The organism is Pseudovibrio sp. Alg231-02, from assembly GCF_900143565.1.
GTDB lineage: Bacteria > Pseudomonadota > Alphaproteobacteria > Rhizobiales > Stappiaceae > Pseudovibrio.
Genome location: NZ_FREX01000001.1, coordinates 687,769 through 702,918, shown reverse-complemented (window position 1 = coordinate 702,918; position 15,150 = coordinate 687,769). Strand labels below are relative to the sequence as shown.

The following is a 15,150-nucleotide window of genomic DNA, read 5'->3' as shown; positions in this document are numbered from 1 at the left end:
TCTAAATCTTTGGCAAGTCAGAGCAAGTTGCAGATCGCAGCGCTGCGGAGATCTGTGGCAGATACGCGTTGGACGGCGCAAAGGCACGGAACAGCGCAAACCCCCTCAGCTCATTCGTCTCAACCACAATCATCTCTTCCAGGTCTTCTGGCGGGTTCTCACGCAGGATCGAAAGCTGCTGCGGTGTCAGCACCAACATGCGCACAGCTTCGCCCTCAGATGTCTTGTCATTGAGACTGTAAGTCACCTGTCCCTTTTCGTTGAACAGGCCAAGAGACCAGAACGGAGAGGGAGCAAACGCGCTCACTATCAATGGGCCGTTCTCAAGGGAATAACGACAGATCGCATGGCGCATAGATGGATCAAGATCCGGCAGAGGCTCACTGCGTGGCAGGATCGGTGGCAGCATCTGAAAACTGCGATCCGCACCAAAGCCGCCAACGCGTTCATAGGGGGAATGCGGAACATAAGCAGGAACGCTCAAAACAATGGCCACATGAATTATCCCCGCGACGAGCAATCCGCCAACGCCCCATAAAATCCAGCGGGGGGAAATGTAAAGGTCCTGCAGTTTTTTGAGGAGATCATTCATTTGCAGCTCACCAATTCAACAGCAGGCATCACAGGGGCACTCAAACCGGCACCCGTGGTGTAGGGGATATCGTAAAGACGCATGGCAAACACCAGCCCGTTACTCCCCCCGGTTGGCAACCAGTTCCCCGATCGGGCTTCAGGAGAAACCTGTATTGCAAACGCGCCTGTGTGATCCGTTAAAATGCCATGGCTATGCAAGGAGGCGCGACCGGCATCAGTCGCCAGCAGCTCCAGTGCGTTGTTCAAAGCTGTAATGGTCCAAAGCCGTGTAGTTGGCACTTTACCGGCAATTCGGTAATTGCACTGGGGGTCTAGTGCTCGTCCGCTGTCATCAAAGGCAGCGTAAAATGCAATGCCTTCACCGCTTCCAAGCGGCACGCGCCCGGTTCGTGCAAAAATAGCTGTACTGTAAGGATCACTGTCAATCGTCCCTGCATGCGGGTGCGCAACCCACACACCGCTTTCCAGTGCGCTGAACGGAGAGCCTCTGTTGAGCGACAGATAAGCACTGCCTATCCCCACGATCAAAGCAATCATGATGGAGAATAAAAACGGTCCGAACGAGAAAAACGGCGCTTTGAAAAGCAGTGGCGAAATATGAGGCCAAGGCTTTTGCCAGGAGGTTTCTCCATCAAAAATCTGGGTGGTTTCTGGTTCGCGAACCGCCACCAAAGGCATGTGAGGGGTGTGTGTCATCGGGTATAAGTCACATCCGCCTTTGCGTCAGAGCCCAGTTGGGCCTGCACGTTTGACTGAGAAATACTGTTGAATGGAAGCGCACGCAGTCGCTTCCCAAGCGCTTCCAGAACTTGCTGTGATGTTCTGTTGAGCAGTTCAGGTGGGCCAGTCACCTCAACATCACTGAGACCATTCGCGGCAATAACATCCTTACCTTCAGGTGGCTCCACACCGGGCATAGCTTTCAGCTCCAACCCCTGGTGCGCATACTTCATAAAGTTGCCCCAGGTCATCGCAGGTAAACTACCCCCGGTCATGCGTCGTGAGGAGGAGAAGTCGTCGTTTCCGTACCAGACCGCAGCCGCAAGGTTGCCCGTGTAGCCAATGAACCAGGCATCGCGATAAGCCTGTGTCGTACCAGTCTTACCGGCTGCAGTAATCCCATCCAGCCGGGCACGTCGGCCAGTGCCACGTTCCACCACATTCACCAGGATATCATTCATCATCGAGACCTTGTCAAACGGCAGAATCCGCAGAGAAGGGCCAGCGTCACGATCATGGTTGTAAAGCAACTCACCTTTTGAATTGCGCAACTCTAATATGGCGTAGGGGTCAATTTTCTTCCCGCCAGCTGCGAAGGCCGCATAGGAACTTGTCATATCAAGAACCGTAACTTCAGAGACTCCAAGCGGCATAGCACGGGTAATACGCAGTTCGCTGTTGATCCCCATCATATAGGCGGTAGTTGCAATCTTATCGCGCCCGATGGCCTGTGCCAGACGAACGGGAATGGTATTGATTGACTTGGTCAACGCCGTCTTCAGCGTCACAGCGCCTGCATAGCTGCGGGTATAATTGCGTGGACTCCAGCCGCCAATGCTGATTGGACGATCGGGGACAACACTCTCGCTCTCATATCCATTCAGGAAGGCCGTCATGTACACAAACGGTTTGAACGAGGAACCTGGTTGGCGAAGCGCATCAGTGGCTCTGTTGAACTGGCTTTCATCATAATCGCGTCCACCAACCATGGAGCGCACAGCGCCCTCGGTGGTGATAACTGTCATGGCCGCTTCTTCAACACCGTAACGGTCACCGTATTGACGTAAGGTGCTCTCGATTTGGTTGGTAGCTTCCTGTTGCATGCCCGGATCTAGCGTGGTGCGAACAGAAATAACCCTGTCATTACTGAGCTCTGGGTACTGTTCGGCAAGGTCTTTCACCTGTTCAAACGCCCAGTCGAGAAAATGATCTGGTGCCCGGCTCTTGGTCCGGTCAATCGCCTCTGCCGGGTTACGCCGGGCGCCGATAACTTGTCCCTCAGTCATGAAGCCCGCTTGCACGATATTCGTCAGGACCTCGTTGGCACGAGCACGGGCAGAAGGTAGGTTTTTATGGGGTGCATACTTGGAAGGAGCCTTGTAAAGCCCTGCTAACATTGCAGCTTCTGCCAGCGAAATTTCGCGCACGTCTTTACCGAAGTAAAATTCAGAAGCAGCGGCAACACCAAATGTCCCCGCGCCCATATAGGCGCGATCGAGGTACAATTTGAGGATTTCTTGCTTCGTCAGGTTCATCTCAAGCCATAAAGCGAGATAGGCCTCTTTGATTTTGCGTTGTAATGTGCGTTCGTTTGAAAGGAACAGGTTTTTTGCCAGCTGCTGTGTAATCGACGAGCCACCCTGCACAACAGAGCGGGCTTTCACGTTGGCAACCATGGCACGGAAGGTACCAACAAAGTCGATTCCCAAGTGATCAAAAAACCGTCTGTCCTCGGTAGCAAGGGTGGCCTGGATCACGTGATCAGGAATTTCATCCAGTGGAATTTTGTCGTTCAGTAAAATGCCGCGTTTGCCGATCGGGTTTCCGAACCGATCAAAAAAGCTCACGGAAAAGTCGGAGGTGGTCTTCCAGTCAGAACGTTCCGTTGCTTTAAAGGCCGGCTGCGCAAAGGTCAGCACGATCAGAAAGCCGAACGCGCAATAGGTCAGCCCTTCAGAAGCAAGCCCTGCAATAAACTTGGAGGGGCCGCGCAGGGAGAACCGGCGCATGAAGGCCGAGTACTCACGAAAGAACACCCCCAAAAACTGTGAGGTGTGCCAAAGCGCAGAATCCAGCCATGCATCGGTTGCAAGCATCCGCTGAGATAGATCCTGAAGGGTAAAAGATCGCTCCTTGCCCTTTTTTTTCACATTTTCAGCAGAATTTTCCGTGACATTCTGCTTTTCGCTGTTATCAGAGTTCTCTTCCAAACTGATTACCCGTAGTACCGGTCACACCCCTGAATGCGCAAAGGGGGACAATGAACCAAACCGAAGAACTAGCTAAGCGACATCCTCGCGATATTCCCATCGGAATTTTGCAATGAGAACGACAAAAATGGTATCCGTAAACTCTGAGAGTCACCGCCCTTTCTGGCAGACCAAAACCCTTGATGAGATGACCCATGAAGAATGGGAGTCACTCTGTGATGGATGTGGACGCTGCTGCCTGAACAAACTTGAAGATTGGGACACAGGCGCAATCTACTGGACAAACGTCGCGTGCACTCTGCTGGATGGAACCACATGTAGGTGCAAAAACTATGAACAGCGCTTCGACACAGTGCCCGATTGCGTACAGCTTTCGCCGGAAACTGTAAGAACTTTGAAATGGTTACCGCCAACATGTGCGTATCGTTTAATCCGTGAGGGCAGGGATCTGTACTGGTGGCATCCGCTTGTTTCCAAAGATCCGCAAAGCGTGCATGACGCCGGAATCTCTGTCCAAGACAAAACCATCAGCGAAGATGGAATGGAGCCAGAAGAGTTCGAAAACTATCTCGTCGACTGGCCGGATGAGGAATACACCAAAGACTGATCCTGCAAAATATGTTTATTTTCAATTACTTCTCCACAGGTGAGAAGCGGGTATAAGTCAAAATTCAAAGCAATTGTAAAGCCAGCGCAGTGCCTCAGGGCCTGCGCTTTTTTGAATGTCGCATCAAAGCCTTACAGCTTTCTTTATTTAAAGTTGAACGAGTTTCAATCCTAACGTGAAACGGGGATAAGTGTCCATGCCTCTTTGGACGACTTACTCTAGGAATATAATCTTGACAGCGCACCGCTGTTTTGATAGGGTTTTGGCATGCTAGAGAAAGTGTGACGGTGCCTGCAGAGGCAGTCTTACTCTTTCTATCTGCACTACATTTTAGAGAATTGACCAGCTGCTCCTTGTTTCAATGGGCGGCTTTTTTTGTGCCTACAGCGTATCGCCGAAAAGTGGGCACCGGTTTTCGGACAACGATACGCAATCAATTTTAGCGAGAGGAGGAACGATGGCGGAGGAGCAAGAGCCCCAACAGGAGGAGCAGGCAGCACGACTGCGTGTGCCATTAGAGGTCTGGCAGGTTGTCCGCCGCATGGTGGAAGAAGAGGCTATCTCAATTGCTGATATCGCTCGCAAAACAGGCCTGCCAAGCAGCACCATCACCACCAAGATCAAACGGGAAGGATGGCTGCGCAAATGGGAGCTGGCGCAGGAGCTTGCAAGCTCTCAGCCAGAAGAACGCAGGCGCCTGATTGCCCGTCTTTATGCTGCCTTTGAAAAACAAGTCAGCGCACTGGAAGCCAAACTGAAAAAGCTAAGCGGCGATCCGCAATCAGCAGCAGGAGAGATGGATGCCACAGCAAAAGCCATTACCAGCCTCGCCAAGACGCTAGATATGTTGATCGACCTGCAGCAAGCACACGGTGAGGACAACACAGAAGAGGTGAGTGATGACCAGATGCGACAACAGCTTTCGCAGCGCATTGAAAGCTTGTGTGGCGCAGGGCAAACTTCATGACTTTGTCGCCTCCTTGAATGCACATGAACTGAGTTATCTTCAATATAACTGGCAGGTGTTCGCACACGCCCATCAACGCCCGCCTGAGGGCAGTTGGACCACATGGTTGCTCATGGGCGGACGCGGTGCAGGCAAAACAAGAGCAGGGGCAGAATGGGTGAGAGGCAAGGTTGCAGGGGAGGCATGGGCTGGTCCGGCGGCTGGCAATATTGCGCTCGTCGGCCAAACCTACGCGGATGTGCGGGAGGTGATGATCGAGGGCATTTCCGGTCTGCTCACCGTTCACCCAGCAGGCCACAAGCCTCTGTGGAACCCATCACGGCGCCGATTGGAATGGGCGAACGGCGCGGTCGCTCGGGCCTTTTCTTCAGAAGATCCTGAGGCTCTGCGCGGTCCTCAATTTGACGCTGCCTGGTGTGATGAAGCAGGCAAGTGGAGCAACGCAACAGAAACCTTCGACATGCTCCAGTTTGGTCTGCGTCTTGGGGTGCAACCACAACAACTGGTGACCACAACACCCAAGTCCACGCCGCTGTTAAAACTGCTGCTGCAAGACAAAGGCACCGTGATGACCAAGGCCGGAACGAAAGCGAATGCCGCCTTTCTGGCAGAGGTGTTTCTGCTGCAAATGGCAGAGCGGTACGGTGGCACGCGATTAGGTAGGCAGGAGCTGGATGGCGAACTGATTGAAGACCGGGAAGACGCTTTATTCGCCCGCAAATGGTTCGAGATGGGCCGGGTGCGGGATGCTCCCGAACTGAAGCGCATTGTTGTTGCCGTGGACCCGCCAGCCACATCAGGCAGGACTGCAGATTCCTGTGGCATCGTCGCAGCAGGTATCACTGAGGCAGGTGACCTGCATGTCTTGCGAGACAGAACCGCCCAGGGCCTGCGCCCCGCTGCATGGGCTGAGCAAGCCATCAAACTCTATCATGAGCTGGAGGCGGATTGTTTATTGGCGGAGGTCAATCAGGGTGGCGAGATGGTGCGTGAGGTCATTGAAAGTGTTGATGCCAGCGTGCCGGTAAAGTCCGTCCACGCAACCAAAAGCAAACGCCGCAGAGCAGAGCCTGTCGCCCTGTTGTACGAGCAAGGGCGCGTTCATCACTGCGGTGTTTTTCCTGAGTTGGAAGATGAGCTCTCCGACTTTGGAGTTGGTGGACTGAGCAACGGAAGATCTCCCGATCGGCTGGATGCACTGGTCTGGGCCATAACAGAACTCAACCGCCGCCCAGCAGGCAAACCACGCCTGCGCAAACTTTAAAACACTAATTCTATCAGAGGTTAGCTCGCAAACTTGAATCTGTTTGTGAAGATTAGTCCTGCGTGTATTGCCGGAAAGTGAAAGCTGTTTTTCCGATCAGGATACGCGCAAGCAGAAAGTTAAAGCTGTTTATCAAGGCTAGCACAAAAACATACAGTTTTGGTCGCCTGATTAGTTGAATCAAAACATTAAGTTAGAGCGAAAAGGACTCTGATCTCATGGGGTTACGCAGACTTCTTGATTCAGTTTTTTCACCAGTAACTGAGCAAAAGGCATCACGGGCAAAATCAGTCGCCTTCATGCGATTTGGTGAAGGGGCCGTCTGGACCCCGCGCAACTATGAATCACTTATAAACCAAGGGTATTTACGAAATCCTATCGCCTACAGATGCGTGCGTCTCATCTCCGAAGCCGCCGCAAACGTGTCCCTCACTGTGAAAGTGGGCGATGAAGAGCTGGAAGTCCATCCCCTGATGGAACTTCTGAACCAGCCCACCCCCATGCAAACACGGCGTTCATTTCTGGAGGAGGTCTACGGCTTCCTGCTGGTCTCCGGCAATGCCTATGTAGAGGCCGTCTCGCTGGAGGGCGCACCGCGTGAGCTTCATGCCCTGCGCCCGGACCGTATGAAGGTGCTGGTGGATGAGGCCGGCTGGGTGGAGGCCTATGAATATCAGGTGGCAGGCCGCAAAGTAGAACTGCGCAAAGCCCCCGGTGACAAGGTCCAACCCGTTCTGCACATCAAGCTCTTCAACCCGCTCAACGACCACTACGGCTTCGCCCCCATTGAAGCCGCGCAAATTGCCCTCGACATTCATAACGCCGCCGGAGAGTGGAACAAGTCTCTGCTCGATAATGCCGCCTGTCCAACCGGTGCGCTGGTCTATGGTGCAGGCGATGCGATGAACATGACGGACGACCAGTTCCACCGCCTCAAAGAAGAGCTGGAAAGCTCCTATCAGGGTGCGAAAAATGCTGGCCGCCCCATGCTGCTGGAAGGCGGGCTCGACTGGAAACAGATGGGCATGTCGCCCAAGGATATGGACTTCATTGAGCTGAAGAATGTCGCCGCCCGCGAAATCGCACTGGCCTTCGGCGTGCCGCCTATGCTGCTCGGTATTCCGGGAGACAACACCTACGCCAACTATCAGGAAGCCAACCGCGCCTTCTGGCGTTTGACGGTTGTGCCGCTCGCCGCGCGGGTTCTCTCCGAGCTCTCCAATTGGCTCTCAGCTGCTTACGATGAGCAGGTCACGCTGGAGCTGGACCTTGATGCTGTCGAAGCGCTGGCGCTGGAACGCAAAGCACTGTGGGATCGCATCACCGCAGCGGACTTCCTCTCCCGCGATGAAAAACGCATCGCCGTTGGATATGGGGCGGAGGGCAAAGATGAATGAGTTACTGGCAGCGCTCGCTGCAAAAGGAGACCTTGCCCATGTGGCGCTCGGCGCCTGGGCAGGCACGTCCACATCACTGCTCCTATGGGCATTAAAGCAAGTCATCCGGTTCAATCGCAGGTTCGAGGAGTTCATGAGTGAACTGGAAAAACTCAACCAGCTGCTGCGCATGGATCCATGAAAATCGCACACTCAGACTATTGAGATTATTTGAAAGGTTGAAGGTGAAGCCTTGACCCAAAAACACAAAACACAAGCCGTGCCGGTTGAGCAAAAACAACAGCCAACGCAGCGCGGCAATGAAGCCCCTGCACAGACCTTCGCCAACTTCACCAAGGCCCTCGCCGGAGCTCTGGTGGAACGACGCGCGGCAAAGTCGGAGGGAGCAAACTCCGGCAGAAAAAACAATTGAAAGCTCGCTAAGGGAGGCAATCAATTTGAACACGGATCACCCCATCGCAATTGAAGGTTACGCCAGCCGGTTTGAACTGAGCGATCAGGGCGGCGACGTGATGCGCAAAGGTGCATTTCAAAACACGCTGCAAAAGCAAAAACTCACGGATGTAAAAATGCTCTGGCAGCACGATCCATCCCACCCCATCGGCAAGTGGCTGCACATTCAGGAGGACAGCATCGGCCTCTTTGTAAAGGGCTTGCTCTATCCGGGCATCACGCAGGGCCGGCAAGCCATCGCTATGGTGCAAACGGGTATTCTGGACGGACTGTCCATCGGCTTCAAAACCCGCCGCGCCCAGCGCAACAGCAAAACCGGCAGGCGGGATGTGCTGGCGGTAGACCTCTGGGAAATCTCGCTGGTCACGTTCCCGTTGCTGCCATCAGCACGGCTGACTGTGGTCTCCTGAAGCTCCTGATTATTTGAAAGTACGATCTGTGGTTCCAATCGGCGCCGCAGTCTTTTTATATGCTTTACGAGGAAAATAATCCTATGAAAAATACATGTAATCCAGCATTAGAAACCAAAGACTTCGCAAGGGAAGCTGCAGGAAAATCAGCTCATCCCGCACTTTCTGGCCCGGCAACAGGGCAGTTTGTGTCAGGAATGGAGGCCTCTGGCAGCTTTAACCAGCTGAACCACGCTTATTCTGAGTACACCCAGACCAACGACATGCGTCTGGCTGAGCTGGAGCAAAAATCCGGATCGGATGTGCTTTTGGACGAAAAACTCGCCCGTCTGGACGAGATTATAGACGGTCAGCTGCGCCACCTGAATGAGCTTCAACTCAAATCCCAGCGCTTGCCGCGCTCTACGCCAGAAACCACCGGCGGCCCATCAGCTGAGGTAGAGCACAAATCTGCGTTTGAGACCTACATGCGTGACGGGCAGGAGACCCGCCTTAAAACGCTGGAGCAAAAGGCCATGTCCTCCGGCACTGCTGGCGATGGTGGGTATCTGGTGCCGGAGCAGCTGGAAACGGACATCCTACGCCGCATCACAGCCCTGTCCCCCATCCGCTCCATCGCGTCCAACCGCAAGATCTCAGGCGCATCCTACCGCCGTCCTGTCGTAACGGTGAACCCGGATGCGGATTGGGAAGGCGAAACCGATGCCCGCAGCACGCCCACAAACGCAATGAAATTTGAGATGCGGGAGGTGAAGATCTTCGAGCTTTCTGCTTTGCCAGCCGTCACCCAAACTCTGCTGGACGACGCAGCGGTCAACATCGGGGAAATTCTGGCGGAAGAGGTGGAAACCGTCTTTGCAGAAAAGGAATCCGCTGCCTTCCTCAATGGCAACGGCACCAGTCAGCCACAAGGGCTGCTCAAAGGCACAATTCACGGCACGCTGAATGATACAGGCCTCTCCATCGGGTCCATCAAGACAGGACAGGCAGGGGCGTTTCCCTCTTCCAACGGAAGCGATCTGCTGATCTCGCTGATTTACGGCGTCAAAACCGCCATCCGCCGCAACGCCCGCTTCCTCTTCAATCGCAGAACGCAAGCTGCCATCCGCAAGCTGAAGGACGGGCAGGGCAACTACATCTGGCAACCACCCGCAGCTGTAGGCGCAGACCCAAGCCTCATGGGCTTCCCGGTCACGGAAGCTGAACACATGCCAGACATGACTGCTGGCTCTGATCCATACGCCATCGCGTTTGGTGACTTCCACCGTGGCTACATGGTGGTGGACCGTGTCGGCATCTCTGTTCTGCGTGACCCGTACACCAGCAAACCAAACGTGCTGTTTTACATCACCAAACGCGTCGGCGGCGGCATCATGGATTTCGATGCCTACAAACTGCTGAACTTCAGCGCCTAATCATCTTCATCAACAATCGAGGAGGAGCCGCCGTGACGGCTATACTCACAGTGCCACCGGCTCTGGAGCCGGTTTCGCTCGCCCAGGCGCATGCGCAGCTCAGGGTCTCCCACACCCACGAGGATGATCTGATCGAGCGTCTGATCAAAGCTGCGCGGGAACAGGTGGAGACCCTCACACGGCGGGCTCTTATAGAACAGGAATGGCGACTTCTTCTGGATGATCTGTCGCCAGACCGCCTGATCCGCCTGCCTGTCGCACCGGTCGCCCAAGTCCTGCAGGTCTACACCTATGACAGGGAAGGCAACCAACATCTGGTGCCGGCGTCGAACTATCAGGTGGATTTGGCCGGAAATCCCGCCCGCCTGCGCTTCAAGGCAGGCGCGGTTGGGCCATTGCGAGACCTCAACGGCATCGAGGTTGACTTCAAAGCTGGCTATGGCTCAGCGGCAACCTCGGTTCCCGCAGGTCTGCAAACCGCGATTCTGATGCTGGTCGGCTTCTGGTACGAGCGCCGTTCCATGCTGGAAGAAGACCGCCTCACAGGCCTCATGCCCCACGGCTTCGAGGCAGCACTCTCGCCTTACAAGGTGCTCAGGATATGAGAGCAGCAGGCACACTCAACGAACCCCTGCTGTTACTCAGACCAGAGATCACCAATGGCACGGATGGCTCTGTCACAAGGAGTTACCAGCAAATCGCCATGGTCTGGGGGCTGGTAGAGGCATCCACTGGCTCACAGAGCACTGCGGCAGGCCGCATTGCCAGCACTTACCCGCTCACGCTCACCCTTCGCCGCCGCACAGATGTGGCAGAGGGCTGGCGGGTGGAGCGGGGTGGACAGAGCCTCAGGGTAAAAGCAGTTCTCCCGCACTCAGAGCAGGCGCCCTTCATGCAAATCCTTTGTGAGCAAGAGGAGGGCGATGATGGGGGAGCTTGAGTTCCGCAAAGCCCTGTTTCAGGCAATCCACGCCAAGGCATCGCTAAAACCTTATCTGGGAGATCCAATGCGGGTGTTTGACGGCGTGCCAAGGGGAGCAGCCTTGCCCTATGCAACGCTGGAGGCTGTCACCACACAATTGCTGACAGGTCATCTGGACGACGGTGGCAGGCTCACAGGCTCCATAGGCATCTACTCGCGCCATGCGGACCGGGCTCAAACCCAGGAGGTCCTCCAGATCTTCAACGAACTGCTGGAGACGGGTGTCACGCCACCTGCCGGACTTGAAACGTCAGGCCTGACCTTGACCGAAACCAGCTGCCGCCGTCTGGGCGATGGCCGCACATGGTACGGACGCATCAAATTCTCCGTCCTGCTGCAAAAGACTGCTTAACACCAACCTTTGAGAGGAAAACAGATGGTCGCTCAGGCCGGAAAAGACCTGCTGTTGAAAGTGGATACAGTAGGAGACGGCACCTTCGAAAGCGTGGCAGGCCTGCGCTCAAGACGCCTCGCCCTCAACGCCACGCCCATTGATATCACCGATGCCGAAAGCACAGGCCGTTGGCGCGAGCTGCTAGCAGGAGCTTCCACACGCCACGCCTCGCTCTCTGGCAGTGGTCTGTTTCGCGACAAAGCCTCCGCAGAAAAAGTCCGCACAGCCTTCTTTGCTGGAGAGCTGCGTACATGGCAGATTATCCTGCCCGGTTTTGGAACACTGGAAGGCCCGTTCCACTTGTCCGCATTGGAATACTCCGGCGACTACCGATCTGAAGTCACCTTCGAGATCTCGCTGGAATCCGCCGGTGCTCTCACGTTTACCCCGCTAACCTGAGGAGTACAGGATGCCACCTAAAACCTATGGCAGAGGCGTTAATCGCAGGCGCGGTGAAGTCCTCGCAGACCTTGGCGGTCAAAAGCACATTCTTGTGCTCACACTCGGGGCTCTGGCAGAGCTGGAAGACGCGCTCAGCTGCAGCACATTACAGCAGCTGACAGAGCGGTTTTCCTCTGGGAAGCTGAGTGCTGCCGACATCATCAAAGTGCTCGGTGCAGGCCTTCGCGGGGGTGGACTTGTCATTGAGAACGAAGAGGTCGCAGAACTCTCCCATGAAGGCGGCGTTGCAGCCCTTGCCAAGCTGGCAGGGGAACTCCTGGTCGCCACGTTCTCTCCACCTCAGCAGTCTCAATCGTGAAGCCCGGGCAATCTGAAAACCAAGCTGTGCCCTGGCATGACCTGATGCACAAAGCCTGCCGGGAGCTTGGCTGGTCACCGTACACCTTCTGGCAATCAACACTGGTTGAGCTGGAAATGGCTTTCACTCCACCGGGAACCCGCAGTGCCCGCACGATCACACGAGGTGTACTGGAAGGGCTGCTGGCCCAGTTCCCAGACAAAGAGGATCAACAAACACCATGACCGATAGTTTTAATGAACCGCTGAACGTAGAAGACGCGCGTGAGTTGGAAACAACCATGCAGGAGGTCAACACCCTTGCCAAAGAGTTCTCTTCAGAGCTTGGCAAAGGCCTGCAAAGCGCAGTCACCTCTGGCAAAGACCTGCAATCGATCCTCTCACAAGTCGCGCTCAACATGTCCAGCTCTGCACTCAACAGTGCCTTAAAGCCACTTGAAAACCTGCTTTCTGCCGGAATTTCATCAGCTATTGGCAAAGTGGCAGGCGTGACGCCCTTTGCAAAAGGCGGGGTTGTTTCCAGCCCGATGATGTTCGCAGCAGGCAACACGGGCTTGGGGGTGATGGGAGAGGCGGGGGCAGAGGCAATCCTGCCTTTGCAGCGCGGCAACGATGGTCGACTGGGCGTTGCCATGAATGCGGGCAACACGCAGCCCAACGTCACAATAAATGTGGCGACACAGGATGTGCGCAGCTTTGAAAGATCTCAGGGGCAGATTGCGATGATAATGGCCCGCGCCACCGGACGGGGGCGACGCGGGCTATGACGTCGGCATTGAAGAGGAGGGACTCAAGGACCGACGTGGCTTTGCTACCGGACGGTGGTAGCAAACTTTTTGGAAAAATCCGTTGCTTTGCAAAGAGGGAGGAGCATCGACAACGGGTCTACGCAAATCACGCAGATAACTTTCCCATGTCAAACCTATTAGATGCTTCGCGGGCGCCCAGCCTTGAGCCAAGTCAAACAGGAGGGTGAAATGCAACCATGTTTTGTTGATGAATCATTCCCACTTGGAATTTCCCTAGGGGCTTCTGTCAGAGTAGAAAAACGCAGTCAGGTCACAAGGTTACTCAATGGCGCAGAATCCCGAAACGCCATCTGGAAGGGAACGCGACGGCATTTTGATGTGGGGACCGGATTGCGCAGCGCGGCAGACCTGCAGCGGGTGCTCTCATTTTTCGAAAAAGTGGGTGGTCGCCTCTGCGGATTCCGGTTTCGTGACCCCATGGATCATAAATCCTGCACCTTTGATGCAACTCCATCTGCAACCGATGTGACGATCGGAACTGGCGACGGGACAACAAAGACGTTCCAGCTCATCAAGCAAGTGGGAACGGCAAGCGTTGCCTGGCATCGCAAAATCACGAAACCAGTGGCAGGAACTGTCTCGGTTGCGGTCGCCGGTCAATTGAAAACCGTCGGCAGTGATGTGCTTCTTAATCCTCTGACAGGCAATCTTGAATTTCAGGCCGGTCACATTCCCTCAAACGATCAGGTGATCACGGCGGGCTTCCTGTTCGATACGCCCACGCGCTTTGAAAACGACCAGCTGGAAATCAACCTCCTGCACTTTGAGGCAGGGCAGGTGCCGTCCATCCCACTCGTCGAACTTCTCATCTGAAACCAACTCTGCGAGCAAACCCATGTTCAATGCTGCTTTGAAAGAACACCTGACCGGTGAGGGCACAACCGTGGCCTACTGCTGGCGCTTAACCGCTCCATCCGGTCTCAGCCTCGGTTTCACCACCCACGATCACCCAATCTCACTGCTCGGTAAAACCTATGAACCCGGCATCGGATTGGATGGCACTCAGGCCATGGCTCAATCTGACTTTCAGGCCGGACAGGAAGAAGCGCTGGGCGTCCTCTCTTCCGACAGCTTAAGCGAGAAGGAGTTGAGTGCGGGCCTTTGGGACAATGCCGAAGTTGAGGTCTATCTGGTCAACTGGCAAAAGCCGGAGGAGCACGAGTTGCTCCGGCGCGGCTCCCTTGGTGAAATCACAAGAAATGCCGATGTGTTCCGCACCGAGTTTCGCTCATTGGCCACCAAACTCTCTGAGCCAAAAGGCAGGCAACTCTCCCACCAATGTCATGCTGATCTGGGAGATCCTAACTGCGGGATCAATCTGGACGCTGCTGCCTACACAAGACAGGTGAGTATCACAGGCAAAGAAGGCGGCAATCGGTTGGTCATCGAGGGCAACACCGATATCGGCACAGACTGGTGGTCCTTCGGCAAGCTCATCTTTCAATCCGGCCCCTACGCCAATCAACCCTTGCGCATAGCCAGTCACCTCATTGAGCAAGGCAAGCACAAACTCACGCTCTGGGCACCCTTGTTACTGGAGCAAACTTATCCGTTATTCGCGTCCGTTTCCGCAGGCTGCGATAAAAGCTGGAGCAGCTGCCAGACTAAGTTCCAGAACACCGAGAACTTCCGGGGCTTTCCTCATATGCCGGGCAACGACTTCATCCTTGCCGGACCTGAAAGCCAATCTGCCGCCAACAACGGCGAAAAGCTGGTGGGGTAATCATGCAGCAGTCTCCCCAAACCCTCCTGAAGGAAGCGCGCAGCTGGGTCGGAACGCCTTACCAGCATCAGGCAACAACCAAAGGTGCAGGCTGCGATTGTCTTGGCTTTATCCGCGGCCTCTATCGCTTTTTGCATCACACCGAGCCACCCGTTCCTGCCAGTTACGCACCTGAATGGGCGGAGCTGAAAGGCGAGGACCAGTTGCTCAATGCTGCGCACCAGTATCTGAACGAGGTGCAAGGGTCTTTGCAAAAGCCAAAGCCAGCGGAAGTCATTCTGTTTCGCTGGGCACCACAAGTTCCCTGCAAACATCTTGGATTTATGACCAGCAAAGACCGCTTCATCCATGCCTACGAAGCGGTGGGAGTGGTTGAAAGCCCGCTGGTGCCCATGTGGCGCAACAAGATTGCAGGGCGTTTTTCATTCTTCTCAAGTCAGTGATCC

The 15,150-nt window shown here is 54.9% G+C and carries 21 protein-coding genes; 18 read left to right on the top strand and 3 right to left on the bottom strand.

Features of this window, described 5'->3' with window-relative positions:
- Position 1: 1 nt before the first annotated feature.
- The 3 genes from DHN43_RS02965 to DHN43_RS02955 are packed head-to-tail and all read right to left on the bottom strand — an operon-like array spanning position 2 to position 3,524.
- On the bottom strand, positions 2–592 hold the full coding sequence (locus tag DHN43_RS02965) for a DUF1254 domain-containing protein (protein ID WP_108817685.1): 591 nt from the start codon (positions 590–592) through the stop codon (positions 2–4).
- Positions 589–1,290: a DUF1214 domain-containing protein gene (locus DHN43_RS02960; RefSeq protein WP_108817684.1), complete on the bottom strand. Its 702-nt coding sequence runs from the start codon at positions 1,288–1,290 to the stop codon at positions 589–591. The genes DHN43_RS02965 and DHN43_RS02960 overlap by 4 nt, the downstream gene beginning before the upstream one ends.
- A complete protein-coding gene (locus DHN43_RS02955; RefSeq protein WP_108817683.1) occupies positions 1,287–3,524 on the bottom strand; it encodes a transglycosylase domain-containing protein in 2,238 nt (745 codons plus the stop codon). Before DHN43_RS02955 ends, DHN43_RS02960 begins: the two co-directional genes overlap by 4 nt.
- Positions 3,525–3,636: 112 nt before the next feature.
- Between DHN43_RS02955 and DHN43_RS02950 the strand changes: the two genes are divergently transcribed.
- From DHN43_RS02950 to DHN43_RS02865, 18 genes are all read left to right on the top strand, one after another.
- A complete protein-coding gene (locus DHN43_RS02950; RefSeq protein WP_208980731.1) occupies positions 3,637–4,131 on the top strand; it encodes a YcgN family cysteine cluster protein in 495 nt (164 codons plus the stop codon).
- Between the two features lie 457 nt (positions 4,132–4,588).
- A complete protein-coding gene (locus DHN43_RS02945) occupies positions 4,589–5,098 on the top strand; it encodes a hypothetical protein (protein WP_108817682.1) in 510 nt (169 codons plus the stop codon).
- Positions 5,031–6,362, top strand: coding sequence for a DNA-packaging protein (locus tag DHN43_RS02940; RefSeq protein WP_208994801.1), 1,332 nt, complete (start codon positions 5,031–5,033; stop codon positions 6,360–6,362). Before DHN43_RS02945 ends, DHN43_RS02940 begins: the two co-directional genes overlap by 68 nt.
- A gap of 218 nt (positions 6,363–6,580) precedes the next feature.
- Entirely contained in the window at positions 6,581–7,759 is a 1,179-nt protein-coding gene (locus tag DHN43_RS02935) for a phage portal protein (protein ID WP_108817680.1), read from the top strand.
- Positions 7,752–7,940 carry a hypothetical protein gene (locus tag DHN43_RS02930; protein WP_063293237.1) on the top strand — a complete coding sequence of 63 codons (189 nt, stop codon included), beginning with the start codon at positions 7,752–7,754 and terminating at the stop codon, positions 7,938–7,940. The genes DHN43_RS02935 and DHN43_RS02930 overlap by 8 nt, the downstream gene beginning before the upstream one ends.
- 51 nt (positions 7,941–7,991) lie before the next feature.
- The gene (locus DHN43_RS02925) at positions 7,992–8,171 is read left to right on the top strand and encodes a hypothetical protein (protein WP_108817679.1); all 180 of its coding nucleotides are present in this window, start codon (positions 7,992–7,994) and stop codon (positions 8,169–8,171) included.
- Positions 8,172–8,196: 25 nt separating this feature from the next.
- Positions 8,197–8,622 carry an HK97 family phage prohead protease gene (locus DHN43_RS02920; RefSeq protein ID WP_057465886.1) on the top strand — a complete coding sequence of 142 codons (426 nt, stop codon included), beginning with the start codon at positions 8,197–8,199 and terminating at the stop codon, positions 8,620–8,622.
- 83 nt (positions 8,623–8,705) lie between these two features.
- Complete coding sequence (locus DHN43_RS02915; protein WP_108817678.1) at positions 8,706–10,037, top strand: phage major capsid protein; 1,332 nt, start codon at positions 8,706–8,708, stop codon at positions 10,035–10,037.
- A 32-nt stretch (positions 10,038–10,069) separates the two neighbouring features.
- Positions 10,070–10,642: a head-tail connector protein gene (locus DHN43_RS02910; RefSeq protein WP_108817677.1), complete on the top strand. Its 573-nt coding sequence runs from the start codon at positions 10,070–10,072 to the stop codon at positions 10,640–10,642.
- Positions 10,639–10,977 carry a phage head closure protein gene (locus tag DHN43_RS02905; RefSeq protein WP_108817676.1) on the top strand — a complete coding sequence of 113 codons (339 nt, stop codon included), beginning with the start codon at positions 10,639–10,641 and terminating at the stop codon, positions 10,975–10,977. The genes DHN43_RS02910 and DHN43_RS02905 overlap by 4 nt, the downstream gene beginning before the upstream one ends.
- The gene (locus tag DHN43_RS02900; protein WP_208994800.1) at positions 10,964–11,371 is read left to right on the top strand and encodes a DUF3168 domain-containing protein; all 408 of its coding nucleotides are present in this window, start codon (positions 10,964–10,966) and stop codon (positions 11,369–11,371) included. The genes DHN43_RS02905 and DHN43_RS02900 overlap by 14 nt, the downstream gene beginning before the upstream one ends.
- Before the next feature lie 24 nt (positions 11,372–11,395).
- Complete coding sequence (locus DHN43_RS02895) at positions 11,396–11,812, top strand: phage major tail protein, TP901-1 family (protein WP_108817674.1); 417 nt, start codon at positions 11,396–11,398, stop codon at positions 11,810–11,812.
- A gap of 10 nt (positions 11,813–11,822) precedes the next feature.
- Positions 11,823–12,173 carry a gene transfer agent family protein gene (locus DHN43_RS02890; protein ID WP_108817673.1) on the top strand — a complete coding sequence of 117 codons (351 nt, stop codon included), beginning with the start codon at positions 11,823–11,825 and terminating at the stop codon, positions 12,171–12,173.
- Entirely contained in the window at positions 12,170–12,397 is a 228-nt protein-coding gene (locus DHN43_RS02885; protein WP_108817672.1) for a phage tail assembly chaperone, read from the top strand. Before DHN43_RS02890 ends, DHN43_RS02885 begins: the two co-directional genes overlap by 4 nt.
- Complete coding sequence (locus tag DHN43_RS02880; protein ID WP_108817671.1) at positions 12,394–12,939, top strand: phage tail tape measure protein; 546 nt, start codon at positions 12,394–12,396, stop codon at positions 12,937–12,939. The genes DHN43_RS02885 and DHN43_RS02880 overlap by 4 nt, the downstream gene beginning before the upstream one ends.
- 210 nt (positions 12,940–13,149) lie before the next feature.
- A complete protein-coding gene (locus DHN43_RS02875) occupies positions 13,150–13,794 on the top strand; it encodes a DUF2460 domain-containing protein (protein WP_208994799.1) in 645 nt (214 codons plus the stop codon).
- A 22-nt stretch (positions 13,795–13,816) separates the two neighbouring features.
- Positions 13,817–14,704, top strand: coding sequence for a DUF2163 domain-containing protein (locus tag DHN43_RS02870; RefSeq protein ID WP_108817669.1), 888 nt, complete (start codon positions 13,817–13,819; stop codon positions 14,702–14,704).
- A gap of 2 nt (positions 14,705–14,706) precedes the next feature.
- Complete coding sequence (locus DHN43_RS02865; RefSeq protein ID WP_108817668.1) at positions 14,707–15,147, top strand: peptidase P60; 441 nt, start codon at positions 14,707–14,709, stop codon at positions 15,145–15,147.
- The last annotated feature ends 3 nt before the right edge of the window (positions 15,148–15,150 follow it).

Bases quoted from the DNA above. Each gene is read 5' to 3' on its own strand.
- DHN43_RS02965 (WP_108817685.1), bottom strand. From the start codon at position 592: ATGAATGATCTCCTCAAAAAACTGCAGGACCTTTACATTTCCCCCCGC.
- DHN43_RS02960 (WP_108817684.1), bottom strand. From the start codon at position 1,290: ATGACACACACCCCTCACATGCCTTTGGTGGCGGTTCGCGAACCAGAA.
- DHN43_RS02950 (WP_208980731.1), top strand. From the start codon at position 3,637: ATGAGAACGACAAAAATGGTATCCGTAAACTCTGAGAGTCACCGCCCT.
- DHN43_RS02945 (WP_108817682.1), top strand. From the start codon at position 4,589: ATGGCGGAGGAGCAAGAGCCCCAACAGGAGGAGCAGGCAGCACGACTG.
- DHN43_RS02940 (WP_208994801.1), top strand. From the start codon at position 5,031: ATGACCAGATGCGACAACAGCTTTCGCAGCGCATTGAAAGCTTGTGTG.
- DHN43_RS02935 (WP_108817680.1), top strand. From the start codon at position 6,581: ATGGGGTTACGCAGACTTCTTGATTCAGTTTTTTCACCAGTAACTGAG.
- DHN43_RS02930 (WP_063293237.1), top strand. From the start codon at position 7,752: ATGAATGAGTTACTGGCAGCGCTCGCTGCAAAAGGAGACCTTGCCCAT.
- DHN43_RS02915 (WP_108817678.1), top strand. From the start codon at position 8,706: ATGAAAAATACATGTAATCCAGCATTAGAAACCAAAGACTTCGCAAGG.
- DHN43_RS02905 (WP_108817676.1), top strand. From the start codon at position 10,639: ATGAGAGCAGCAGGCACACTCAACGAACCCCTGCTGTTACTCAGACCA.
- DHN43_RS02900 (WP_208994800.1), top strand. From the start codon at position 10,964: ATGGGGGAGCTTGAGTTCCGCAAAGCCCTGTTTCAGGCAATCCACGCC.
- DHN43_RS02895 (WP_108817674.1), top strand. From the start codon at position 11,396: ATGGTCGCTCAGGCCGGAAAAGACCTGCTGTTGAAAGTGGATACAGTA.
- DHN43_RS02890 (WP_108817673.1), top strand. From the start codon at position 11,823: ATGCCACCTAAAACCTATGGCAGAGGCGTTAATCGCAGGCGCGGTGAA.
- DHN43_RS02880 (WP_108817671.1), top strand. From the start codon at position 12,394: ATGACCGATAGTTTTAATGAACCGCTGAACGTAGAAGACGCGCGTGAG.
- DHN43_RS02875 (WP_208994799.1), top strand. From the start codon at position 13,150: ATGCAACCATGTTTTGTTGATGAATCATTCCCACTTGGAATTTCCCTA.
- DHN43_RS02870 (WP_108817669.1), top strand. From the start codon at position 13,817: ATGTTCAATGCTGCTTTGAAAGAACACCTGACCGGTGAGGGCACAACC.
- DHN43_RS02865 (WP_108817668.1), top strand. From the start codon at position 14,707: ATGCAGCAGTCTCCCCAAACCCTCCTGAAGGAAGCGCGCAGCTGGGTC.